Source organism: Acaryochloris marina S15, from assembly GCF_018336915.1.
Lineage (GTDB): Bacteria > Cyanobacteriota > Cyanobacteriia > Thermosynechococcales > Thermosynechococcaceae > Acaryochloris > Acaryochloris marina_A.
Map to the genome: position 1 here is coordinate 125,410 of NZ_CP064926.1, position 24,085 is coordinate 149,494.

At 44.8% G+C, this 24,085-nt stretch carries 22 protein-coding genes; 14 read left to right on the top strand and 8 right to left on the bottom strand.

Annotation, left to right across the window (positions count from 1 at the left end; translation table 11 throughout):
• Window positions 1-822 precede the first annotated feature (822 nt).
• On the top strand, window positions 823-2,895 hold the full coding sequence (locus I1H34_RS30370; protein WP_212667024.1) for an NACHT domain-containing protein: 2,073 nt from the start codon (window positions 823-825) through the stop codon (window positions 2,893-2,895).
• A gap of 208 nt (window positions 2,896-3,103) precedes the next feature.
• On the opposite strand, the gene I1H34_RS30375 is transcribed toward I1H34_RS30370, so the two are convergent.
• From I1H34_RS30375 to I1H34_RS30395, 5 genes are all read right to left on the bottom strand, one after another.
• Window positions 3,104-5,488 (bottom strand): hypothetical protein, encoded by a 2,385-nt coding sequence (locus I1H34_RS30375; RefSeq protein ID WP_212667025.1) that lies wholly within the window; start codon window positions 5,486-5,488, stop codon window positions 3,104-3,106.
• Window positions 5,489-5,944: 456 nt separating this feature from the next.
• Window positions 5,945-6,988 carry a DUF2806 domain-containing protein gene (locus I1H34_RS30380; RefSeq protein ID WP_212667026.1) on the bottom strand — a complete coding sequence of 348 codons (1,044 nt, stop codon included), beginning with the start codon at window positions 6,986-6,988 and terminating at the stop codon, window positions 5,945-5,947.
• Window positions 6,989-7,348: 360 nt separating this feature from the next.
• On the bottom strand, window positions 7,349-7,612 hold the full coding sequence (locus I1H34_RS30385) for a hypothetical protein (protein ID WP_212667027.1): 264 nt from the start codon (window positions 7,610-7,612) through the stop codon (window positions 7,349-7,351).
• A 286-nt stretch (window positions 7,613-7,898) separates the two neighbouring features.
• Window positions 7,899-8,195 (bottom strand): transposase, encoded by a 297-nt coding sequence (locus I1H34_RS30390; RefSeq protein ID WP_212667028.1) that lies wholly within the window; start codon window positions 8,193-8,195, stop codon window positions 7,899-7,901.
• A gap of 59 nt (window positions 8,196-8,254) precedes the next feature.
• Entirely contained in the window at window positions 8,255-8,752 is a 498-nt protein-coding gene (locus tag I1H34_RS30395) for a transposase (protein WP_212667029.1), read from the bottom strand.
• Between the two features lie 196 nt (window positions 8,753-8,948).
• Between I1H34_RS30395 and I1H34_RS30400 the strand changes: the two genes are divergently transcribed.
• The 13 genes from I1H34_RS30400 to I1H34_RS30460 all read left to right on the top strand — a co-directional run bounded on the left by I1H34_RS30400 (window position 8,949) and on the right by I1H34_RS30460 (window position 21,209).
• Window positions 8,949-9,212, top strand: coding sequence for a type II toxin-antitoxin system HicA family toxin (locus I1H34_RS30400; protein WP_212667030.1), 264 nt, complete (start codon window positions 8,949-8,951; stop codon window positions 9,210-9,212).
• Window positions 9,200-9,541: a type II toxin-antitoxin system HicB family antitoxin gene (locus tag I1H34_RS30405; protein ID WP_212667031.1), complete on the top strand. Its 342-nt coding sequence runs from the start codon at window positions 9,200-9,202 to the stop codon at window positions 9,539-9,541. The genes I1H34_RS30400 and I1H34_RS30405 overlap by 13 nt, the downstream gene beginning before the upstream one ends.
• A gap of 224 nt (window positions 9,542-9,765) precedes the next feature.
• Window positions 9,766-10,593, top strand: a complete 828-nt coding sequence (locus tag I1H34_RS30410; protein WP_212667032.1) for a ParA family protein — start codon at window positions 9,766-9,768, stop codon at window positions 10,591-10,593.
• The gene (locus I1H34_RS30415) at window positions 10,590-11,552 is read left to right on the top strand and encodes a ParB/RepB/Spo0J family partition protein (RefSeq protein ID WP_235111870.1); all 963 of its coding nucleotides are present in this window, start codon (window positions 10,590-10,592) and stop codon (window positions 11,550-11,552) included. The genes I1H34_RS30410 and I1H34_RS30415 overlap by 4 nt, the downstream gene beginning before the upstream one ends.
• Window positions 11,553-11,780: 228 nt before the next feature.
• Window positions 11,781-15,401: a pyruvate:ferredoxin (flavodoxin) oxidoreductase gene (gene nifJ / locus I1H34_RS30420; RefSeq protein WP_212667033.1), complete on the top strand. Its 3,621-nt coding sequence runs from the start codon at window positions 11,781-11,783 to the stop codon at window positions 15,399-15,401.
• 56 nt (window positions 15,402-15,457) lie between these two features.
• On the top strand, window positions 15,458-16,012 hold the full coding sequence (locus tag I1H34_RS30425) for a hypothetical protein (RefSeq protein ID WP_212667034.1): 555 nt from the start codon (window positions 15,458-15,460) through the stop codon (window positions 16,010-16,012).
• A gap of 41 nt (window positions 16,013-16,053) precedes the next feature.
• A complete protein-coding gene (locus I1H34_RS30430) occupies window positions 16,054-16,779 on the top strand; it encodes an MBL fold metallo-hydrolase (RefSeq protein WP_212667126.1) in 726 nt (241 codons plus the stop codon).
• Window positions 16,780-16,867: 88 nt separating this feature from the next.
• Window positions 16,868-17,350: a rhodanese-like domain-containing protein gene (locus tag I1H34_RS30435; RefSeq protein ID WP_235111864.1), complete on the top strand. Its 483-nt coding sequence runs from the start codon at window positions 16,868-16,870 to the stop codon at window positions 17,348-17,350.
• A 63-nt stretch (window positions 17,351-17,413) separates the two neighbouring features.
• Window positions 17,414-19,150, top strand: a complete 1,737-nt coding sequence (locus tag I1H34_RS30440; protein WP_212667035.1) for a SulP family inorganic anion transporter — start codon at window positions 17,414-17,416, stop codon at window positions 19,148-19,150.
• A 14-nt stretch (window positions 19,151-19,164) separates the two neighbouring features.
• Window positions 19,165-19,587 carry a YeeE/YedE family protein gene (locus tag I1H34_RS30445; RefSeq protein ID WP_212667036.1) on the top strand — a complete coding sequence of 141 codons (423 nt, stop codon included), beginning with the start codon at window positions 19,165-19,167 and terminating at the stop codon, window positions 19,585-19,587.
• Window positions 19,588-19,618: 31 nt separating this feature from the next.
• The gene (locus I1H34_RS30450) at window positions 19,619-20,071 is read left to right on the top strand and encodes a DUF6691 family protein (protein ID WP_212667037.1); all 453 of its coding nucleotides are present in this window, start codon (window positions 19,619-19,621) and stop codon (window positions 20,069-20,071) included.
• A gap of 332 nt (window positions 20,072-20,403) precedes the next feature.
• Complete coding sequence (locus I1H34_RS30455; protein WP_212667038.1) at window positions 20,404-20,601, top strand: hypothetical protein; 198 nt, start codon at window positions 20,404-20,406, stop codon at window positions 20,599-20,601.
• A 101-nt stretch (window positions 20,602-20,702) separates the two neighbouring features.
• A complete protein-coding gene (locus I1H34_RS30460) occupies window positions 20,703-21,209 on the top strand; it encodes a hypothetical protein (protein WP_212667039.1) in 507 nt (168 codons plus the stop codon).
• A 49-nt stretch (window positions 21,210-21,258) separates the two neighbouring features.
• Here the strand turns inward: I1H34_RS30460 and I1H34_RS30465 are convergent, their stop codons facing one another.
• The 3 genes from I1H34_RS30465 to I1H34_RS30475 form a co-directional block, all read right to left on the bottom strand.
• Window positions 21,259-21,894, bottom strand: a complete 636-nt coding sequence (locus tag I1H34_RS30465; RefSeq protein WP_396124665.1) for an esterase/lipase family protein — start codon at window positions 21,892-21,894, stop codon at window positions 21,259-21,261.
• A 37-nt stretch (window positions 21,895-21,931) separates the two neighbouring features.
• Window positions 21,932-22,786: a lysophospholipid acyltransferase family protein gene (locus I1H34_RS30470; protein WP_212667041.1), complete on the bottom strand. Its 855-nt coding sequence runs from the start codon at window positions 22,784-22,786 to the stop codon at window positions 21,932-21,934.
• 75 nt (window positions 22,787-22,861) lie between these two features.
• Window positions 22,862-24,073: an FAD-dependent oxidoreductase gene (locus I1H34_RS30475; RefSeq protein WP_212667042.1), complete on the bottom strand. Its 1,212-nt coding sequence runs from the start codon at window positions 24,071-24,073 to the stop codon at window positions 22,862-22,864.
• Window positions 24,074-24,085: the final 12 nt, after the last annotated feature.

Below are 24,085 nucleotides of genomic sequence, written 5' to 3' on the forward strand. Positions count from 1 at the left end.
GCGTTGCGATCAACGGCCTTCTACCAGACTTTGTTTCTAGTCTCTTGAGGTGAATCGTAAAGCAAGTGTAACAATTCTGGCTTTTGATTTTGGTCCTAAAAGTTTTTTACCTAAGCACAGAGTAGAGGCTAAATCAGCTCAATAAGCTGATCGCCCATTGTTTTAATTGGAGAACAATCATGAACGCAATATACGCATTCGCAGTTCTGTTTTTGCTTGGGATTACCTTGGCTATTGCTGTTTCAACGGTAGGAGTAGCGTATCTAGGGGAGGCCATAAGGATCTTCATCATAATAGCGCTAGTTTTAGCCGTAGGTTTAGCTTGGGAATCCTAGCACTACAAGAGTGACCCGACTCCTTGATTTAAATTTTGGGTCTCACAAAAAATCTGCCTATATTCCCTGTAAGACATCTACGTAGATGCCCACCGCAAACTTAAACAAAGGAGCCTAGACCTTCCTGAATCGACTGCACCAGAAATGGTTGCAGATACCCTGGAAGTCACCCCTGAGTCTGTCGAAGTTCCAGCAAGACGAACCCGTAAGAAGCAGCTCACTCTGAGTGATGTTGCTCTGGGTAATCGCTAAGCTGGAAGTATGATGCATGGATTTGACCCCTCCGATCCTTCACTGGGTTGGAGGGGGTTCTTTTTTGTTTATCCCTGAATTAATGCCAATGGATCGGTGGGAACGACTGTATTCAGTTGATAATCATCAATAAGTAGATTTTTCTTGGGGCTGATCAATAGTGGAGCCGGGGACTTTTCTTGCAGCAGAAGCCATAAAAGGATTCGTTGGCCTTGCGGTCAGGGTCTTTGGTGACATGGCTGACATCAAACTTGATGAACCCTTTAGACAACTGCTGTTCAGTGCCACTAAAAAATATGTTCAAACCTACACAGAGCGCCACGGCCATGTCCAGGTTCTAGGGATGTCAAAACCCATTCCCTTAGACGATATTTATTCTGGTGCCTGGATGTTAGACTCGGCAGCGCTGAAAAGTTATGCTTCCCAATCTGACTTAGAAGAAACCTACCGCAACAAGGGACAACGACGCTTTCGAGACTACAGCTGTCCCAAGCGCAATGGGATTGAGATTGCCAGGGACAAAGATTGTGCACGCTTGATTGTTCTGGGTGATCCAGGTATCGGTAAGTCTACCTTTTTGCGAAAGGTGGGACTGGAAGCCCTTAAAGGTAATGCAGGAGACTATCAACTCCCACATATCCCCGTCTTCTTAGAATTAAAGCGGTTCAGATCCACTGAGGTAGATTTGAAAGCCTCAATTACCGAAGAATTTGAGAACTGTGGCTTTCCTAGCCCTGAAGGGTTCACTGAAAACGCATTAAAGAAGGGACAGCTTCTGCTTCTGTTTGATGGCCTAGATGAAGTTCCCGCCGACAATCTCAATACTATTATTGAGAGTATTCAGAACTTAGTGGATCGGTATTCAGAGAATCGGTTTATAGCCTCCTGCCGGATTGCTGCCTATCACACCTATTTCAAGCGGGTGAGTACAGTTGCGATAGCAGAATTTGATGATGACCAAATTGAGCGGTTTATTTATAATTGGTTTTCCTCAAAACTGGATCGGGAGTATCAGACAGCAGAGCAATGCTGGGAACGGTTGCAACAGCCTGTAAATAAAGGATCAAAAGAACTGGCTCAATCCCCATTGCTATTAACCTTTATCTGCCTGGTGTACAACAAATCCCTGACGGTCCCTAGCAACCGAACCACACTCTACAGCAGAGCTTTAGATATTTTGCTAGAAGAATGGGCCACTGAGAAGAGAGTTGGCCGGGGTGAAATATACGAAGGATTCCACGCGGACCTAGAGAAGGAATTATTGGCAAAGATTGCCTATGAAGGCTTTGAGAACGATCAACTATTTTTCTCAAAAGAACAACTCATCAAGTACATAACTGTTTTCTTAGGCGATACTCTTGATGCCCCCAAGAATCTCAATGCATCAGCCGTATTGGAAGCTATTGAAGTGCAGCAAGGCATTTTGGTCGAACGAGCGACGGATGTCTATTCGTTTTCCCATTTAACCCTTCAGGAATTTTTAGCGGCGAAATACATTGTCACCCGGAATTTACAGAAGGATTTAGTTGAACTTTACCTTCTCGATTTCCGCTGGCGGGAAGTCTTTCTCCTAGTTGCTGGGTTGATGAAAGGGGGTGCGATCAGATTCTTGCAACAATTGGAGGGACAAACTCAAACGCTATCTAAAAATCCACAGTTAAAGGGATTGCTGGCTTGGGCTGAGGTTAAGACATCTCATACAGCCAGTGGCTACTCCGGGGAAGTGAAGCGAATATTTGCCTTAGTACTGATCTTTTACCTCGCCCTCGCAATCACCTGGGCCAGGACTTCAGACTTCGACCTCTCTGGTGACTTCGCCCGCGCTAGAGTTTGCATCCTTGCCAGCGACCTCACCAGCGACCTTACCAGCAACCCCGACTTCGTCCTTGCCAGCACCTCCGGCCTCGCTCTTGCCCTCGCCACCGCCAGAGCTAGCGGCAGCAACAACACCCTCGCCAACAACCCCAGCCTCGTCCTCGCCAACAACCTCGGTCTCGCCCTTGCCAGCGCAAAATTCACCATGAATAATCAACCTATTTCAGATGTCGATCTTCAACCCCTCATCTCATATCTAGAAAGATCATTTGAAGCTTCAAAAAGTACAGCCGAAGAACTCACTTCAATAAGTAGCTCATCTCTAGATATCTCTCCAAAATTCTTTGATCTGTCCACAGATGATTTACAAGCGTTCACCAACTACCTCTCCACCTACCAACTCATGATTGATTGCAGCAAACAAGCCAGTGGACTATCCGCACAACAGTGGGAGGCCATCAAGCAGCGGATGTTTTTACCCCCTCAGTCTTGAACCTCTAATTGATGGAGAGAGGGCTGATCGACGTTGGAGCGCACCTGCATTAATAAACCCCGGAGAGGGGGACTTTCCGGGGCTAGGAACTTTTACGTAGTGAACGCAATAGCTTATCTCTGGTTACAGCTTGCCAAATCAACGTAAAGAAGCCGTGAAAACCTCTGTATATCAAGAGTTTGTGCAGCCTCATACCATTAGCTTCAGCCTAAAACCCCATCCCTAAATCGGCCTCTCTGCTTTGCTTAGATTTGCGTTGCTCAGTAACCCCTTTCACTGGCGACTTTTTTGAGCTGGCCTGCGCCTCCTTTGGTTGGTAATCTGTGTGCTTCACAGTCTCAACTTGTTCAATGATCCGATCCTTATAATCTTTCGGTAATTTATCCATATACGACTCGCCAGACCCGCTTAAATGAGATGTATCCTGACTCTGCTCATACAGAACACTGCTGTTCCCTGTGCCATCTTGCCGGGAAATCACAACGTCGCCAGGGACAGCGAGAGCCGTCAAACCATCACCTAAATCCAACTTGCTAAAACCTTCCTTTAACTCACCCTGTCGTAACGTAGCTTGTTCAATGGCATCGAAAAAGGCTTTGTTCTCAGCATGTCGTTCGGTCGTCAATGGGGGGATATCTGCATCCATGCCGTCCATATCGATAGATCCAAGTGGTTGAGAAAGCATATCGAAAATGGACATTTCCTGATCGGGTTCGTTATTGATATCGATACCGACATTATCAGCAAGCGATCTGTTGTCCAATTCCTGCACCTCCCCCGTGATAGCTGCTTTCACTTCGAGAGATAGCTTGTCTCTAAAAGTCTCACTATTACCCGGCAGATGACAGGTTTCCTGCTCCTGTTCATATAGGATCGTAGGCTCACCATTGATTTCCTTGGAAATGATCACAGAATCTTGCCATGTGTATATTTGGTGACCATCAGGCAGCTCCAAAGAAACAACATCACCCCTGTCTATCGAGCCATGATCTAAGGCTGCACTTTGGGCCAACTCGAAGAAATTAGCGTTAGCGTTCTGCCCCAAATCATTGACAGGGCTATCTTTCTCCTCACTCCGCTGCAACTCCCATTTGTATTTAATCGATTCAATCATCGATAGCTCATATTCATCTGCGATAGATTGCTCAACCCCTGGACTACCAGGCATGGCTAGCTTTGCAACATTCTTTATGCCTTTGGCCGCTTTCTGAAAGAAGTTTTCGCTTTGACCTGGATCGGAAGGACTAACCTCAGTCGGCTCAACAATTTCAAGACCAAATTCATCAGCAATTTCCTGAGCGGTTGGCATTGGCTGAGGTATTTCGCCATTGTTAGGCAGTGGAGGCAACCCGATAAATGCTCGACCCTCATTGTCCAAAACTGATGCAGCATCAGGCAATGGCTCAGCATCCAGGTCTGTGCCTGGGTCATACCGCTCGGCGGCTAATTCCTCCTCATAATCCAGAGGCAAAGTGTCTTCAAGAGTGATAGCAGGCTCCTCCATGCCCTCGGCTGTCAGATCATCGCCATTCCGGTAAACCTCCTTATCCATGATCTGATCGGCCTGGTCAAATAGCTCCTTCAGTTCACCGTCTCCACGTCCAGCTAACTCATCATTCGTTCGCCTCAGTACCTCAAGATTTTGCTCAATCCGTTCCTTTGCACCTCCACCAGAGCCAACCATGCCTGGGGAATCCTGCTTGAGTTGTTCGAGTCCTTGAGAAAACGTTTTCAGAACAGCCTCATTCCCTCCGTATCGGTCGATATCGTCTATCTCCTTGGCCTGCTCCAAGGTAGTGAGAGCTTCCATCAAAGCATCGCGCTCCTCGCCTGACATCTGATTGGAAATGCCAGGGACAAACCCATTAGGCGTTTCTTTGTGAGAGGTGTATCGCCATGATGCATCCCCGTCGCTGTAGACTCTCATCACCTCAACCCGATCATCGTTCTGGTCAATTGCCAGCTTGATACCGTTGCTGGCTTCATGCACAAAGGCAGAATCTTGACCCATGCCCCTTGCTTCTAAGGCTTTACGAATTCTGTCAGGTGAAATGCTGCGTTGCTGGCCGTATCTCTCTGATGGTGTGACACCATCGGGTTGACGCAGTTGGGCAAAGCTCAGATCCTTTCGGTTGAGTTCAGTCGCAAACCCCATATCTGCTGCCACAATTTGCAGTACCCCTCGTTGCTCAGACCAGACGTGTTCGGGAACGTCGGCATATTGCTCTCTTTGCTCACCAGTCCGGTACATATCGCGATCATGGGCCAACACATCGGCTAGTCCTGGGTAGGTGATGTATGCCGATCTGATGTCGTTGATTTGCTGATTGTCCCTTGTCCAGATACCAAGAGGCGAATGCAGCTGTGAAGTCTCTCCCTCTTGCTGCCCAATGGAAAAAGATGGGCCTCCCTGTTGCCTAACTACTTCGGTCGATATGGCTCTCAGGACTTCAGAGGCGTTGTAATGAAAGACTTGGGCTTGGGAACCTCTGAGGTAGTCTAGTGAGTCTTCGGTCGCAACGTGCTTGTAGTGGTTCAGTGTAGCTTGCAGTGCTTCGACTTCGGCGGGCGTCAGGTCTAGTTCAAGTTTCATGAAAATAGCTCCGATGTGAGTAAAATTCTCGACATCAGAGCTTACGGTTTTGAGTTTTTATTTGGCTGAATTCAGAACAGGGAAAGCGATTCTTCGTTTTATGTGGCTAGGATAGGTAATACAGAATCTCTATAGATTCTAAAATCTTGGAATTAATCTTACGGTCAATTGACCAATAAACGCTATAGAGATGCAAAAAAACTTTGGAGACATTTACCCATCCTGGACTTCTCACAAGCATCTACTAGATTCACCTTTAATCTAAACTCTGCAATGCTGACAGAGAAATCCGTAAAACAGCACGCTGCAACTCTGGTTGATCTTCGGTATTTCTAATATCTAACCAGTCATAGTTCACCGGACATAAACAACTTTTGTCACTTAATCAACCATGTCACCGCATGTCGTTCTAGCACAGCGCAGTTATTAAATTGCCGACATCGTAGTGCGATGAAACTAGGGATTATCCACTCTAGTTAGTTTCATACCAAGCCCCTTGAAATAGTTAACAAGAGCGTCTGTATACACTTTTCTATTTTCAATTTCTACTATCTTGAGTAACTCTTTACCAGAAGTAGATAATTGAACACCATTTATTCTGAGTTCTTTTGTAAGCGGCCAATCATTAGGTTTGTCGGGAATAAGCATCCAATAAGCATTATTGACTTGAAGAAGCGAGGATATCTGATTGTTTCTTGAAATTGCAGATCTATAGTCCATATAAGAATTGTAGTCTGAAATTATCAGCCCATACTCCTCTAAGATATTGAGATTGCTGAAACTAAGTCCAAATTTATCGAGCGAGTTATGAGCTGCATTTCTACCTAAAGATGGCACCCTTGTATCAAGGACAAATGCACCATACCCTAAAGTCACAGACAGAGAACAGAGTTGCTTAAATAGTTTTGCCGCTTTGTTGTCTAGTTGACCCATTATTCTTACAGTTCGAATTGAGAATGACTCAGGCTTCTTGATTTCTTCCGCAAGAATGCGACCAAAGAGTATCTGCATCTCTTCACTACTCTTCCCACATGCTTCTCGTCGGAAGCTATCAAGCCAGTCATCGCTAATCAGAGCTTCTGCTTGGTCAGATTGCTCAGAACAGTCAATATCGTTGAGTTCTTCTCTGACTTGTGCCACGTCTTGGGCTGCCATATTGCAGACCTTATCAATATTTATCTGCTCTTGAAGAATTCGTTTTCCATATTTCTCTGAAGCAATTCGACCATATTCAGGATCAACATTTATTTGTCTCGCAATCTGCTCTGCATTAGCCGAAATAAGATGGATACGAGCCTGTGTTTCAGCCCGTCGCTCAGCCGCTTTCCCCTCCAGGTATGAAACTGGAATATCTATAGCAGCCGTGCAGAGCCGATCAAAAGCTTTAAAAACATTCTTTCTTATTGGCGCTGGAATAGAAGTTGCACTATTTAAAGCTAAGTCTGATACCGCATCTGTAATAGGAGTAAGGGAACTCGTCGCTTTTTTAATGTCACTCATCTATCTAATTTATTACCTCGCCGCAATAAGCTAGAGCTTATAGTTGATATTAACGAGTTCAGTAAATCTGGTTAGGGCAAGATAAATATACATATACATCAAACTTTCATATACCCCCTCAATATAAGAAATTGAATGCCAATTGCCACCTAAATCCTCCTCAAAGAGCCTGTATATCAAATGTTGAAAACACCTCTATCCACATCCCTGTTGTAACAAATCTTCGAACAATTGTAATGTCCCCCTATAGAACATATGCAGACTAATTCAAGGGAAAAATACATTAGGTCAGGTTTGAGCATGTCCATCTATATTGCAAAAGAAAGAAAGCAAGCTTGAATAGGGCGATAGTCTAAGAGCTTAAACTTTGATAACCCCATGACCCATAATAAATTCCTTGGCAGTCTTCACCGCTAGATCCTCGCTAGCATTTGAGGCATCCAATCCTTTATCAGCACCGTAATCTTTGCCTGGGTCTATCAATATGCTTTCTTGGCAATCTAAAACAACAAACTTGTAGCCTCCATTAAACTGCTTTAGTGGAAGAATAAAATAAATCTTGTCGTTGAACTGAAATTCTATCGGTTTACCAAAAGCATCCAAACCTGTTGATGGACTAAGCATACCAATCCTTTATGTTCATTAATGTGTCTAATTTAATGATGGCTTATATTTCCTTAACCGCCCAGGCGGTTAAGGCTTTGCTGAACTACTTAATGGCCATAAACAAACTAAGCTGCGATTTCCCGCCATTTAGTATAAGTGTACTTATTATATCTACCAATTTTGGTCATCACAGCGATCAGATGTTGGATCTATTTTTAGTAGAGTCAGATTATTGAAAATTTCTGAAAAGCTATCTATGTATAAGTTATGAGTGTAGTTGGCGTCTTATCACAGCCTTGATCGTTTACGGCCAATAGGGTTGCAATCCCCGTTGCCACAGATGCGCAAAGAACAGTGACCAAGCTGCCTCCGATTCTTGCGTCGCCATTTCATAATGAAGCACCGTTTGGGTGCCATCGGGCCACACTGCCATAGCGACTAGAATGACTCGGTCTTCCGCATGACGTAGTTTCCGGATATGCCCAGCTTGGTCTTCCCAAAAGTCTTCTGAGGAACACTGAACACTAGCCCAAACACCATCGACAATCAGAATAGGAGGGGTTTCCTCATACCAAGCTGTGCCTGAAGATGTAACTCTCAAACTCGTGAAACCCAATACTGAGTTGGCTTAGCAAATAATCAAAATTACACTCTTAGGTGCTAATTGATATCAAGACGAGTCTGACGGCTTTGAAACATTTGCTTCTGAGCTTTTAGCGTAATTCGGTTAATGGCATTAACGGATAAGACTGCTCCTAGAATCTCATAGAGAGCTTCTTGCAAGTCCCGAAGCGATAAACCCATGACATACAGGCCCAGGCAAAAATCGAGGAGACTGCCAAGGGCACGTTGGTAACGTTCTAAAATCTGCCACTCTCGGTCTGCATTCCCTTTCCGTAGCTTAGGGACAGACAGCTGAGCAATACGGCCGTATTGAGTATCGAGGACCCGTTGATAGTAGCCTGAACGTCGAGGTCGATCCCCTTGAACCTCTGATAGATAGGCTTGAACTTCTTCGTCTAGTGCTGCCTCTATTATTTTCTGAGTGACTTGGCTTGCTTCCAGGCGTAGGGTTGCTTCCAGGGCTTCGTTAATAGAGGCATAGGAGCTTTGGGACTGGATGCGGATAATCTGTTGTTCGCGCTGGGCAATGTTCATCAAGAAATGCTCTGAAGTCACTATTAATACAGCATTTCAGGAATTTCAACTCATGGCGAATAAATCGGGACACTACGGGAGAATTCTATAGTCAATCTCTTCGGATAAGTCAGGGGTTGATTGAGTGATTTGCAACTAAAACTAGTTGCAGTTATTTATAAGATCCGAGATAATATAACCAGTTCTGGTCTTTGATATGACTCGTAAAGAGAAGCTGATTAAACGCTTTCTCACCCGCCCCAAAGACTTTACCTGGGACGAGTTAGTTGTGTTGCTTGCCTTTTTTCAATTTTCTGAAGTATCGACGGGTAAAACGGGGGGTTCTAGAAGACGTTTCATCAATGAAGAGGGTCTTGTGATCAGCCTTCATAAACCCCATCCACGAAAGATATTAAAGAAATATCAGATTGAACAAGTCATGGACATTCTTGAACAGGAGGGGCTGCTATGCAAAATATGATGGAATACCAAGGCTACTTTGGCTCCGTTAATTTCAGTGATGAGGATGAAGTATTCTTTGGAAAGGTTGAGTTCATTCGCAGCCTAATTAGCTATGAGGGCACTGACGTTCAATCTCTAAAATCAGCTTTTCATGAAGCCGTTGATGAATATCATTCTGATTGTGCTGAAAACGAAATTGAGCCTGAACGTCCCTTTAAGGGAAGCTTCAATATTAGACCTGGAACTCAACTTCATAGACGGGCTGCGATCGCTGCTCAGCAACGAGGGATTAATCTTAATACACTAGTAACTGAAGCGTTGGAGAATTATCTACAACCATTAAAATAGCAGACTGAATTACTTCAAATATTTCTCTTCTCATTAACTGAATGTCGTCTATGAAAATATACGGGAGGGGATTGACAACTAAACTAATAGTCTCGTTTTGGTTGCAATATTTACCAATGCAAGTACAATTAGCTGAGTTGAACCACATCGTTGTGGTTCATAGACAGAAAACTTTCAAATTTAGTAATCTAGTTGAGCTCTAAACTTAGTTTATCGAGATTCAGATGGTAAAAATACTTGCTTTCTTTAACCATGCAGGAGGGGTGGGAAAAACTACCTTAGTGCAACAGGTTGGTTATCATCTTTCTCAATGCAAGAGAAGAGTGCGTGGTAAGCGAAGTCGGAAAAAAGGCGATTACAATCGAATATTGCTTGTTGATATGGACCCTCAAGCATCTTTAACAACATTTATGGGGATTGAACCATACGATCAAGAGAAAACCATTTACAATGCTATTCTAAAAGACGAAGAAGTTCCTATCCTAACTGCTTTGTATGCAAGTAAAGGTATTAAGGATAGTAATGGGTTAGATTTGGTAGCATCTAATTTGGGTTTGGCGATAGCTGAGCAAGAACTAATGACAGCTGTCATGAAGGATTTTAGACTTCGGGATGCATTAGATCCTATTAAGGAAGACTATGATTTTATATTGATTGATTGTCCACCCAGTCTTGGCAATCTAAGTTATATCTCTCTTGTCGCTGCAACTCATTTACTTGTACCTATTCAATCTCAGTACAAAGCATTTAAAGGTGTTCAGCCTCTATTTGACACAGTTAGATTGGTTGCTGCCCGTCCAAATAAGTCACTCAAAATTGCTGGTTTTATTCCTACGATGTATGACCAAAGAAATTCTCATGACGAGAGAACTTTAGCGGCAATTCAACAACAACTGACACCAGTAGCCAAAGTTTATTCTCCGATCCCAAGAACTACTACATTTGCTGATGCATCTGAAGAAAATCTCCCACTTGCCTTGTTTGATAACAAGCATCCTGCATTGAAGCCCATCAAAGTACTTGCAGAACAGTTGGAGAGTTTAGCAGTATGACTAGTAAACGTGATAAAGCATATGGTGCAACTATTGACTTAAGCCGTTTGTATGGTAATTCAGTAACAGCACTTGAAATCGGTGAAGATCAGGAAAGCGAAAAGATAGTAGTCATACCAATAGATAAGATCAAACGTACGTCAGATCAAGTAAGAAGATACTTTGATCCTATGAAAATGAATCAATTGGTGTCTTCCGTGCGAATTGATGGAATACTTGAAAACCTTATTGTTTCATCAGTCAAAGATGGGAAATTTCAACTTATTTCCGGAGAACGTAGACTTCGAGCTGCAAAAGAAGTTGGGTTAACAGAAGTTCCAGTAAAGATTCTAAACCTTGATGAGTTTGATGCATTTAGAATTAGCCTAATCGAAAATCTTCAGAGAGAAGATTTAAATCCGGTAGAAGAGACAGATGGAATTATCAAGCTACTAGCAGGAGAACTGCAACTAAGTGAGGATGAAGTTGTTTCACTCCTTTATCAAATGCAGAATAGCCTTACTCGACAAGTTGTGAACCACAACGTTGTGGTTCAGGAGAATCAAGAGACTGTAGAAAAAATTTTCAACTACTTAGGACGATTGAATTGGCAATCTTTTGTTAAGCATCGCTTGCCATTAAGGAAACTTCCGGAAAATATCTTGGAATCTTTGCGCCAAGGGAAGTTGGCATATACAAAAGCGCAAGTAATTGCTCGGATAAAAGATCAAGACTTTCTAGAAGAGATATTAAATGTAGCTATTAAGGAAGGGTTATCACTAAGTGAGATAAAGGCAAGAATCACAGAGTTTGTTCAGAAGGAGACTTCTGGTAAGAATGATATTGACTCTGAATTGAAGGAGAAAACTGCTCATTGCCTCAAAGTATTGAAAAAGTCAAAGGCACTAAATTCACCTGCGAAGCAGAAGAAGTTAAGAAAAATACTGGAGCAGCTAGAAAAACTATTAGAGTCAAAGTAGTTATTCTTGAGTATTTCTCAGCTTCAAGCACAGTGTTGTTATACCGCTAGTGGTAAGACTGCCTTTGTTAGCTATCAAATAAATAAAATTCCCATAGTTTGTATTCAAACTATGGGAATTTAGCCTTCACATTTTCCTCAAACTCTTCACCTAGGCTTTGCTTGATCAGAACAACATACTGATTGATGTATCTGATGTCTTTGCATGGCAGTCTAGGAGTATCTACTCATGGAGAATAGTACCTATACGACCCTTGATGGTAATGAAGCTGCCGCACGGATAGCCTTCATTCTGAATGAGTTGATTGCAATTTATCCCATAACTCCAGCATCACCGATGGCTGAGTGGGCTGATACATGGACAGAAGCTAATCGAAAAAATTTATGGGGCGTTATTCCACTTGTCATTGAAATGCAAAGTGAAGGAGGTGTTGCAGGGGCAGTCCATGGAGCCCTGCAAATGGGAGCTTTGACAACTACTTTTACTGCGTCTCAGGGGTTGCTGTTAATGATTCCCAACCTGTTTAAGATTGCGGGAGAACTAACCTCTACGGTATTTCATATTGCTGCCCGCTCTGTTGCGGCCCAAGCCTTGTCAATTTTTGGAGACCACAGTGATGTCATGGCTGCCAGGGGGACGGGCTTCGCAATGTTAAGTGCTTCATCCGTTCAAGAAGCTCAGGACTTTGCTGCGATCGCAACTGCTGCAACCCTAGAATCCCGAATTCCCTTCCTTCATTTTTTTGATGGTTTCCGAACTTCCCATGAGATCCAGAAAGTAGAACTACTGTCCATTGCTACCCTCAGGGAATTAATCCAGGATAAGTCCATTATGGCCCACCGTGCACGTGCCCTCAGCCCTGATCATCCTGTCATACGGGGGACTGCCCAAAATCCTGATGTTTTCTTTCAAGCGCGAGAAACGGTCAACCCTTACTATCTGGCTTGCTCTAAGGTTACACAAAAAGTGATGAACGATTTTGTCCAACTGACAGGTCGGCAGTACCAACTATTTGAATACCATGGCCATCCAGAGGCGGATCGGATCATCGCTCTGATGGGCTCCGGCTGCGAAACAGTCCATGAAACGGTGGATGCATTGAACCGTCAAGGGGCTCAAGTTGGCGTGATCAAAGTACGCCTTTATCGTCCTTGGGATGCACAGCAATTTATATCGGCTTTACCCCCTACGACGCAAGCCATAGCTATTTTAGATCGGACTAAAGAGCCTGGTAGTATCGGTGAACCACTTTACCTAGATGTCCTGGCCACGCTTCACGAACAGTCCTCTCATCATTCTGTTCAAAAGGTTGTTGGGGGGCGCTATGGTCTGTCCTCCAAAGAATTTACCCCAGCCATGGTCAAAGGAATCTTTGACAACCTTGCAACTCATACCCCAAAAAATCACTTCACCATTGGTATCCATGATGATGTCACCCTGACAAGCCTCCCTTATGATTCCACCTTTTCCATAGAATCAGACCAGGGAATGCGAGCCATCTTTTATGGCCTAGGGTCTGATGGCACTGTCGGTGCCAACAAGAACTCGATCAAGATTATTGGCGAACATACTGATAACTATGCCCAAGGCTACTTCGTCTACGATTCCAAAAAATCTGGGTCAGTCACCGTTTCTCACCTTCGAATAGGACCAGACCCCATTCGGGCAACTTATCTGATTGAACAAGCCAACTTTATTGCCTGTCATCAATGGGACTTCTTGGATAAAATTGATGTTCTGAAAGCCGCCCAACCCGAAGCCATTGTCCTTCTGAATAGTCCATATCCAGCTACAGAAATCTGGGAGCACTTACCTGTCCTTGTACAACAACAAGTACTCCAGAAAAATCTGCAGCTCTATAGCATCAATGCTAACCAGATTGCTCAGGCTATTGGTATGGGAGGACGCATCAATACCGTGATGCAGGTGTGCTTTTTTGTCCTTTCAAGTATCTTGCCTCGTGATGTGGGAGTTACTTGTATAAAGCAAGCGATTCATCAAACCTATGGCAAGAAGGGCGAAGAAATTGTCAGCATGAACCTGAAGGCAGTAGATGCGGCTCTAGAACAACTCTACAGAGTCCCCATTGGCGATGGTATCGATCAGACTAAGGTAAGTGGTCAGTCAACCACTCTGCCGGAAACCGCTCCTAAGTTTGTTCGCGATGTGCTGAATTGTATGATTCAGCGCCAAGGAGATATGCTCCCTGTGAGCGCGTTACCCGCTGATGGCACCTATCCCACGGGTACAGCCAAATGGGAAAAAAGGAACATTGCTCAATTTATTCCTGTATGGGATCCAGAGGTCTGTATCCAGTGTGGGAAATGCGTCATGGTTTGTCCCCACAGTGCGATTCGGAGTAGCGTCTTCGACCCAGAACACCTTGATCAAGCACCACCAACTTTTAAGAGTACAGCGGCCCGTGATCATACCTGGAGTGATTTAAAATTTTCCATCCAAGTGGCACCGGAGGACTGCACGGGATGCGGCATTTGTGTGGATGTTTGTCCTGCAAAAAACAAGTCCATTCCCCGTCTGAAAGCCCTCAATATGGAACCCCAACGTTCTTTAAGAGAACCTGAGCGTCAGAATTGGGAGTACTTCTTAAACCTGCCGCATCCCCAACGTCAATCGCTCAATCTCCATAAAATTAGTCATCAACAAATGCAAGAACCCTTGTTTGAGTTTTCTGGGGCTTGTGCGGGATGTGGCGAGACACCTTATATCAAACTGGTGACGCAACTATTTGGCGATCGCATGGTCGTTGCTAATGCCACAGGTTGTTCTTCTATTTACGGTGGCAACCTACCCACAACACCTTGGACCGTAAACGCTGACGGCCGAGGTCCTGCTTGGTCTAACTCTCTATTTGAGGATAATGCTGAGTTTGGTTTGGGTTTTCGAGTTGCGATTGATCAGCAAAATGAACTTGCTCGTAAACTGCTTCAGGAGGTAGTCAATACCGTAGAAGACGAGCATGATTATATCCAGTTTCTAGCTGAGCGACTCTTAGCAGCCAAGCAAGATGACGAAGCTGATATTGCTGAGATCCGTCAAGAAGTCGTTCTATTGAAACAATGGCTAACGGAGCAGGAAATTCATCTGGAGTCCCATACAAACGAAAGACGGGATAACTCGCTGATCGAAAAAATGAGTCAGCTCAAGGCCCTGGCTGACTATTTCGTTAAAAAGAGTGTCTGGATTATTGGTGGAGATGGTTGGGCTTACGATATTGGTTATGGCGGTCTAGACCACGTCTTGGCCAGTGGGCGCAACGTCAATATCCTCGTGCTGGATACCGAAGTTTATTCCAATACGGGTGGACAGATGTCAAAATCCACTCCAAGAGCTGCCGTTGCTAAATTTGCCGCAGGGGGCAAGCCAACCCCGAAGAAAGATCTAGGTTTAATGGCGATGACCTACGGCAATGTCTATGTGGCTAGTGTTGCTATGGGGGCACGGGATGAACATACCCTTAAAGCTTTTATCGAAGCTGAATCCTATGAAGGTCCTTCCGTAATCCTTGCCTATTCCCATTGCATTGCTCATGGGATTGAGATGTCTTCAGCCATGCACCATCAAAAATCCTTGGTGGATGCTGGGCGTTGGCTCTTGTATCGTCATGATCCTCGACGAGTGACCCAAGACCAAAATCCTTTGGTATTAGATTCGCATGCTCCCAAGGTTCCCATCAACCCATCCATGTATGCCGAGAATCGATTCAAGATGCTAACCCGTAGCCAGCCAGAGACGGCTCAACAACTCTTGCAAGAAGCTCAGCAAGACGTGAATACCCGTTGGCTTCTCTACCAATATTTAGCAGCTAGACCCCAACGGTCCCAGTCTTGATCCTGCCTTGAGCAGACTCCTTTGAGATTGATCGAATCATGTCAGGAGGGAAAATCATGAAATCCAACTATGCTAAGGCCATTGTTACGGTTCTTTTGACGGGGTTACTCTTGCTATTACTGACCGCCTGTCAACAGTCTATGAAATCTAGCCTTGAGCAATTCCCTGCCCAAAGCAATGCTCAAACCAATGCCTCCCCTGCCTCAGAATCAGAGTGCCTTAACTCGCCGCCAAGATGGCGGGGACGCCAGAGAAGACAAAATTATGGTCAATACAGCAGACTATACAATCCAAGTACAGTTGAGACCCTTCAAGGTCAGGTCATACAAGTCGATACTGTCACTCCTCGTTGGGGAATGTCCACGGGGGTTCATCTTCAGCTTAGGACTGAGGAAGGTAATGTCGAAATTAGTCTAGGACCCACTTGGTACTTTGAGGACCAAAATTTCATCATTCAACAGGGGAATAAGATTACCCTCACGGGTTCAAGAGTGGAGGTTGATAGTCAGCCAGCTGTGATTGCAGCTGCAGTTACCAAAGCCGATGTGACCCTAAAGCTTCGCGATCAAGCGGGTATTCCGATTTGGCGTAATTGGGGCGGATGTCCCTAGAAAACGGGGCTGAAGATAATCTGATAGGGAGCATAGTGATGATGGCAAGACATTCACATAGCGAAATATGGTTATTTAGACAGCTGTTCGACCAGAAATCCCATACCTATACCTACCTGATAGCTGATCCTAAGACCAAAGCAGCACTGTTAGTGGATCCTGTTTTAGAGCAAGTCGACCGAGATTTAAAACTGATATGCGAATTGGGCTTAAAACTCCAGTTCTGTCTAGAAACGCACATCCATGCTGATCACATTACGGGAACTGAAGCATTACGGGCAAGAACTGGGTGTCAGGGGATCGTGCCAGAGCATGCTCATGTCGCCTGTGCTGATCGTTATTTACAAGATGGAGAAACGTTAACCATGGGGACTATCCCTATCCAAGCCATTGCAACGCCCGGTCATACAGATAGTCATAATGCCTATTTAGTCAATGGAGATCGTGTACTAACGGGAGATGCTTTATTCATTCGCGGTTGTGGTCGTACGGACTTCCAAAGCGGTGATGCAGGAACACTTTATGACTCAGTCACTCAGAAATTATTTACGCTGCCAGAGGAGATCCGGGTCTATCCAGGGCATGACTATCGTGGACTTACCCTCTCCTCGATTGGTGAAGAGAAGCAATGGAATCCCCGGTTTAAAGGAAGAAATCGCAACACTTTTATTGAGTTTATGAACGCTTTGGATCTTCCTGATCCACAAAAGATCATGGAAGCGGTCCCAGCTAATGAACGATGTGGTCAAGTGATTACTGCTTCATGACGCTTGGAATGCTGGATTGCTAACTCTAAAAGATCAGTTCTTTACCAATCCCATCAGCCTAATGGGTTCATTTCAAAAAGGGAAAACCATGACATTTGCAATGCACAATCTAAAAGAAATTGATGCCCTCACGCTCAAGCAATGGATGGATCGGAATGAGGTGTTATTGATTGATGTCAGCAAACCCCAGGAGTTTGAAAAAAGTCATATCCCTGGAGCAAAACTGATGCCGATTGACAAGTTTGACCCCGCCAAAGTCCCTCGTCTCCAGGGTCAAAGGATTGTCCTTCAGTGTCAATCTGGCAACCGTTCGACCCAAGCTGCGCATCAAATGTTGCAGGCAGGATTTAGCCATGTTATTCATCTTCAAGGCGGTTTAACTGCTTGGAAGGCTGCTGGATATCCCACTCAGGGCAAGCGATCCATAAACATACTTCGTTTAGCCCAAATTTTAACGGGCTCTTGTGTTCTCCTTGGGACTAGTTTGGGGTCAACGCTATCTCCTTGGTTTGTACTACTCAGTATTGTTGTGGGGGGGAGTCTTGTCTTGATAGGGGTAAGCAACGATTGAAAGTTCTCGACGCCTTCACCATGGGGAATAAATTAGACCCGATTTTAGGCTGATTCAAAGTGTATGCCTCTTCGTAGACTCACTCACTTAAGTCGCTATCTACCCTTCCTAGAATGGTTTCTGGAATACCGTTCTCAGCACCTTATTGGCGATTTAATGGCAGGAATAATAGTAGCGATCATGCTGGTTCCTCAAGGCATGGCCTATGCATTGCTGGCTGGGTTACCCCCTCAGATTGGCCTCTATGCCAGCATCATGCCACTGATACTTTATGCGCTCTTGGGGACAAGCAGAACTTTGGCTGTGGGTCCCGTCGCAATCGTTTCGCTGTTAGTGGCCACGGGTGTAGGACAACTTGCTCAACCCAATACGTCTGAATACCTAACTTTGGCCATGATGTTGGCCCTTTTAGTGGGCATCCTACAAGTGCTGATGGGAGTGGTTCGACTCGGTTTTCTGGTGAACTTTCTCAGTCATGCGGTAATTTCTGGCTTCACTAGTGCAGCTGCCATCATTATTGGTTTTAGCCAACTCAAACACCTTTTGGGATTGCAACTTCCACAGACCGAGTCTTTTCCAGAATTACTACAGGAGATTTGGAAGCACCTTCCCCAGAGTAATGGCATTATCCTGATTCTTGGTCTCACTAGCATAGTTGTGTTGCTGGTCTTCAATCATCAATTGCAGCCACTACTAAAGAAGCAAGGGATACCTTCAAATTTGATACTCCCCTTGACCAGAAGTGGACCATTGCTACTGGTGCTCGTTAATACAGTTTTGGTGTGGGGACTCCAACTCCATGAAGTGGCGCAGGTCAAGATTATTGGTGAGATTCCAGCGGGGTTGCCGCCCCTGATGCTGCCCACCTTTGACTTGAAGAGTTGGCAAGCTCTAATGCCTACTGCTGTTGCAATCAGTCTTGTAGGATTTATGGAAAGTATTGCTGTGGCTAAGTCCCTGGCTAGTAAACGGCGACAAAAAATTGATGCCAACCAAGAGTTGATCGGTCTAGGAGCTGCAAACTTGAGTGCAGCCTTCACCGGTGGATATCCAGTCACTGGCGGATTAAGTCGAACCGTGGTTAATTTTAGTGCTGGGGCCAACACTGGGTTAGCATCCATAATCACAGCTTTGCTAATTGCCCTAACAGTTCTGTTTTTCACACCCTTATTTTATTTTTTACCTCAGGCTGTGTTGGCAGCGATCATTATCGTTGCCGTTTTGAATTTGATAGATTTCACCTCACTGCAACGCATGTGGCAATACAATCGTGCAGATGCGGCTTCATTACTGATCACCTTTGGTGCTGTGCTGGGGCTAGGTATTGAAGCTGGAATTCTCGTAGGGATAGTAGCCTCTCTAGGTCTATATTTGTGGCGGACCAGTCATCCCCATTTAGCAGTTGTTGGTCGAATTGAGGGCTCTGAGCATTTTCGAAATGTGCTGCGGAACCCTGTTAAAACCTACCCTCATGTGTTAGCGATTCGTGTGGATGAAAGTCTCTATTTTGCCAATATAAAAGCCTTGGAAGACTATGTGCTGCATGCTGTTTCTAATACACCTGATTTGAAACATTTGGTGCTGATCTGTAGTGCCATCAACTTCATTGATGCGAGTGCATTGGAAACGCTCGAAGCACTGATTGCTGATTTGAACACTGCTGGAGTGAGGGTCTATTTTGCAGAAGTCAAGGGCCCAGTGATGGATCAGCTAAAAAAGACTGATTTTGTGGAAAAGATAGGTCGCGAACGCATCTTTCTAAGTACTCATCAGGCCATGCTAGCGCTGTGCTGTAATTGAATAAGGAGAAATCAATGGCTACCTTTTACTGGGTTAGGGCTTTGTCAGGAGGTATCCTAATCGGTCTGAGTGCAACAATCTTACTACTCTTCAATGGCCGCATTGCTGGTGTGAGCGGTATGGTTAATGGTGCGATCAAGCATACTCCCCACGAACGCTGGCGTTGGACCTTTATCTTGGGGCTCTTCATCGGAGGGGCTCTCTACGAATATGTTTTGGCTCCCCAACCCACACCCACCTCTATTTTTTCTCCTAGGATGATGATCATTGGCGGATTTTTGGTAGGTTTTGGGACCCGTATGGGGAATGGCTGTACCAGTGGTCACGGTGTTTGTGGTTTAGGACGCTTGTCTGTGAGATCTCTGGCAGCAGTGCTGACATTTATCTTGACTGCAATATCAACGGTTTTAGTGACCCACCAGGTATTAGCAAAGTGATGGTGTATCTCTAAGTTCAAGAGGCAGTGGTATGAAACAACAACTTATTACCTTAATCTCAGGAATATTCTTCGGACTGGGTTTGGGAATATCTCAAATGATTGATCGCGAGCGAGTCCTCGGTTTTCTGGATGTAACGGGGACTTGGGACCCCACGCTTCTATTTACTTTAGGGGGAGCTGTTGGTGTAACAATCCTCACTTTTAGATGGGTTCTGGGACGTTCCACGCCTATCTTTAGCCCTAAGTTTTATCTGCCCACTAAACAGGCTATCGATGGGCAGTTACTTATGGGATCAGCTATCTTTGGCATTGGTTGGGGAATTGCAGGTTACTGTCCTGGTCCTGGCCTAGTCGCCTTAGTTCTAGGAATTTGGAATCCATTCTTGTTTGTCATTTCGCTAATTTTTGGATCATTAGTTTACCAATGGATTACAACTCAGCGAGTAAATTGCTCCCAAAAAGTTCCTACCCCAAAGCCCTAAAATGTTTAGAGCCATTTCCATTATTCATAACAATCGCTGACTATCTTCATGGGGTGATTCATTCGGAGGATCGGTAAAATATAAGATTTAGTTTTTCCGGCAGGGAGAGTGATACCTAATCGCTCTTAGTCATTGGATAAAAAATCTTCTTAGCCTATTCTTTTTTAAAATATGAGACTTGCTTTTACAAGTCTTTTTTAAAATATGAGACTTGCTTTTACAAGTGTGGATATCTGAAGCAGTGATGAGGATATCTGGGCAGGCTAGATCGTGGAGGTTCTAGTTAGAGTGTAGTTAGATCATCACTACTCCTTAAGAGGCTGGAGAACACTATGAAATCTAACAAGCCGACAGTTTTTATCGATGAGAATCAGGTTTCTCATAAACTGGAGAATTCTGTGAAATTAAATCAGAAAACAGATGTTGTTGATGAGAATGATCTGTCCCATATTGATCCAGCGACTATTGCAGTCATTATGCTCGCATTATTCTTTATACCCTTAATCTTGTCTGGTTTTTTCTTTCAGTAAGGTTCTTTGAAAGAATAATGAATCGAGAACCTGTAAACAAGTCAGGGGAAATACCACTTGATGCTGTGATTCAAGATCTCAACCAAGGATAGGTGATTAGTATGTTGGCTACTTCCAATAGAAAGGTAAAATCCTTTGGAATACTGGCCTTTATTACCATCTTAATAATGGGGTCTGCCAGTGCTGAAATACCTAATTCTAAAAACCTGACACTTGCTCGTGATTCTGAGCCGACTAGCCATTATCTCAAAGGATATATTAGAGGTCAGTTTGGCTTACACGATATTGTCGGTTCCCGAGATTCGAAAAACAATCTTTGCTTCGGCTATGGTTCTTACGATCCAGATCATTTAATTACTCTAAAACAGCGCTTTCCAAGCCTGGTATTACATGTAAAAAGTAAGTACCCCGATACAACTATTGTAGTTAGAGGACCGGATCAAAAACTTTACTGTGCAGACGATTCTTTGAATGGGAAAGCTGCTCAATTAGAGCTGAAGAATCTTAAACTTGGAACATACCAAGTCTGGGTTGGGGCCTTTGATCAGGGGGATTCTTTTAGGTATATGCTCAAGGTAAACCAGACAGATACAGTATCGCAGAATTAAATTTTGATTTTCTGGGCAATATTTTGTTGAAGCACTACGTTTAGTTTATTCATCTAGATGAAGTCTGTTGTAAGACTCGGGCTACCGCTGTCTGAACGGTTGCTTGATTCATCATAAAACCGTGGATTCCCGGAAATGTTAAGGGTTGATCGGATTCCAGGAGACGAGTTTCATTCAGAGCGACGAGCCCATCGTTCAACTCCATCCCAAAGGGGCTCCAGGGACCACGAGGACCGCTGGTACCCGCAATGATGGTATATGAAGCATGCAAATCGGGCAGAGATGCATAAAATTCCGAGCTAGCGAGATTGGCACCACTGGTGCCAGAGAACCATTGGAAGGGCCATAGATTCCAGGCTAATTTTGCTAAGCGTGGAGGTTGATTAGGAGTGCCCAGCATGACAATATGACGGGGGAGATTTCTGGATAGAGCTAGGGCTGAGCGGGTCAATATCCCACCTAGTGAATGGGCTACAACCCCGTAGGGGCCATGAGTTGATAACAGTCGGAATCGATCTCGTAAACGCGTTACGATCTGTTCGTATGATTCAGCAAAGGCAGTGTAGCTAAAAAATTCTGTTTGATAGCCAGACTGATCGAGACAATATGAAAGGCCCATCATTGACATCGGTGTCCTACCCAGGCCATGAACTAATAGGATCTTCATTGTGTTGCCCTGCCCCATATATCGGGGATTAGCATTGATGTCTCTACTCTAACAATTATGTCTTTGAGTCAACTAATGCATCTAATGCTTGTTGCATTTGGGCTTGGACCATTTCATAGCAAGCAGTAACGTAGGTGCGATCGCGCGCTGCTGCTACGCCATGCCGCTCAAACACAATGGGTGGGCAAACTCGAGTTTGAATAGACATAGGGAATGGAATATTGGGTAAGGGACCAAAAGATAGTCCCCAAGGTAGACCAAGATAAACAGGGAACACATCTGGATCAATCCCACCCAGCCAGGGCATTCCCCACTCATGCAGTTGGTTGATAGCTTTGTAAAAATCGGCCAGCACAATCAGAGTCTCATGGGCACCGTTTGAGACCAACGGCACAATTGGAACTTTTTCCTCCAGCGCTAACTTAATGAACCCCTTGCGCCCAGCCAGGTGAATTTGGTGGCGTTGACAATAAGGACGAAACACATCCTGTGCCCCACCGGGATACACTAGAACGCTAGCCCCTTTCCTTAGAGCTTTGATCGCCATCTTAGGGTGAGCCATGATACTGCCAATCTGACCCGCCAGTTGGGCTAAAGGAGGGCATGATTGCTGAAATGCCTGCCAAATCCCTGGATGCAGCAGCCCATAAATGGGCCGTTCAGCCCCAAACTGTCTGCACCAGTCATACATGCTCATATACATATCAGGTGCTGCAAGTCCACCGTTATGGGAACCAACCATCAAAACGGGGCCATCGGAAGGAACATGATGCCAACCACTAGTTTGGACATGAAAGTAATGATGATAGAGCCAGTTCAACAGTGGCATCAATTGTTCGATAACCTTCGGATCACGATAGTCGAGGGACCACCCCAGAGGAGCAGCATGGCTGTTAGCTTTCTTCAACATAGAGACATGGTGTGTGTGATTGTTGTCCCCATCCACCTGTAGGGAGAGGGAATTGTAACTGACGCAAACCACCGTCTAGCCAATCAGCTGAGCAACTCGGAGGGCTGAGGTAATTGCCCCTTCGTGCAATCCATCTTCTAGATAAGCACCTGCGTGGTACGTGTTGTTCTCTCCATTGGTCTCCACCACTTCATCACGATAGTGGAAGGACTCAACCGTATACAGTGGAGTGTGGTGCTCTTGAACATGAAGAACTTTATCCTTGTCAATCAGGCTGGTTAAATCAAAGGCTAAACTATAGCGCACAGAAGATGTTATTCCGCACAGCTGATTGAGAAATGCATTGTAACCCCAGCCTTTATCAGTTTGAAAAAAATCAAACTCAGAGGGTTTCACAATACCGTAGCGGTCGTATATGGCTGTATCTGAATGGAGAAACGTGCGAATTCGGTTTGCCCGCCAACTAGAAAAGCGTTGACGTTCTGCTAACGTAGGATCTGCCAATAACTCTATGACTTGATCGGGAGGAGTTGCAAACACAACTTTATCAAACTGCTGCTGTCCCTCTGGTAACGTAATGGTAATACCATCAAGTGATCTCGTAATCGCCTGAATCTTAGCATTAAGATACAGGTCTCCCCTAAACAGGGCCAAGATTCTCTCAATATAAGTATAGACACCGCCTTTAATTCTGAACCATTTCAAGAAGATATATTGGCGGAGTGCTGGGATTGCCAGCTCTGCAGGAAAGTCATCAATGCTTTCAAACGGCATGGAATAACTGTACATGGTCAATAACTTAAGCCAGCAGTTCCGAATACAGGGCCGGGGTAGATGTTGAGACATCGGTTGATCGTAAAAATCCTGCATTTTGGGGAACTGCATTCTCACCCAGAATCCAGCTGAGCGGGCATATAGCGTATCCAGTCTCAGATATTCATAGAATCGCCGCAGTCCTATGAAATTTTTGCGAATCATCCTAGCTGAAAGAAAGTGACGACCATTTTGGAGGAACAAGGCAGACCCAATATCAACAGGTTCCAACTCGACCTCCAGCGTTTGCATTAGTGTGAGGAAGTTGTGAAAGGCTGCCGGAAATTCCAGGACACCATTTTCCAAGATTTGATCACAGTCCGAATGGTTAGGCTGCACATTTTTGTTCAGGGTGCGGATGTGTCCACCGAGGACAGGCTGGCGCTCAAAGACCGTAACGTGGTGTCCTTGTCGGTTTAGCAAGTAGGCTGTAACCATACCGCTAGCCCCACCGCCAATAACTGCGATTCTCATAGCGTTTAGTCC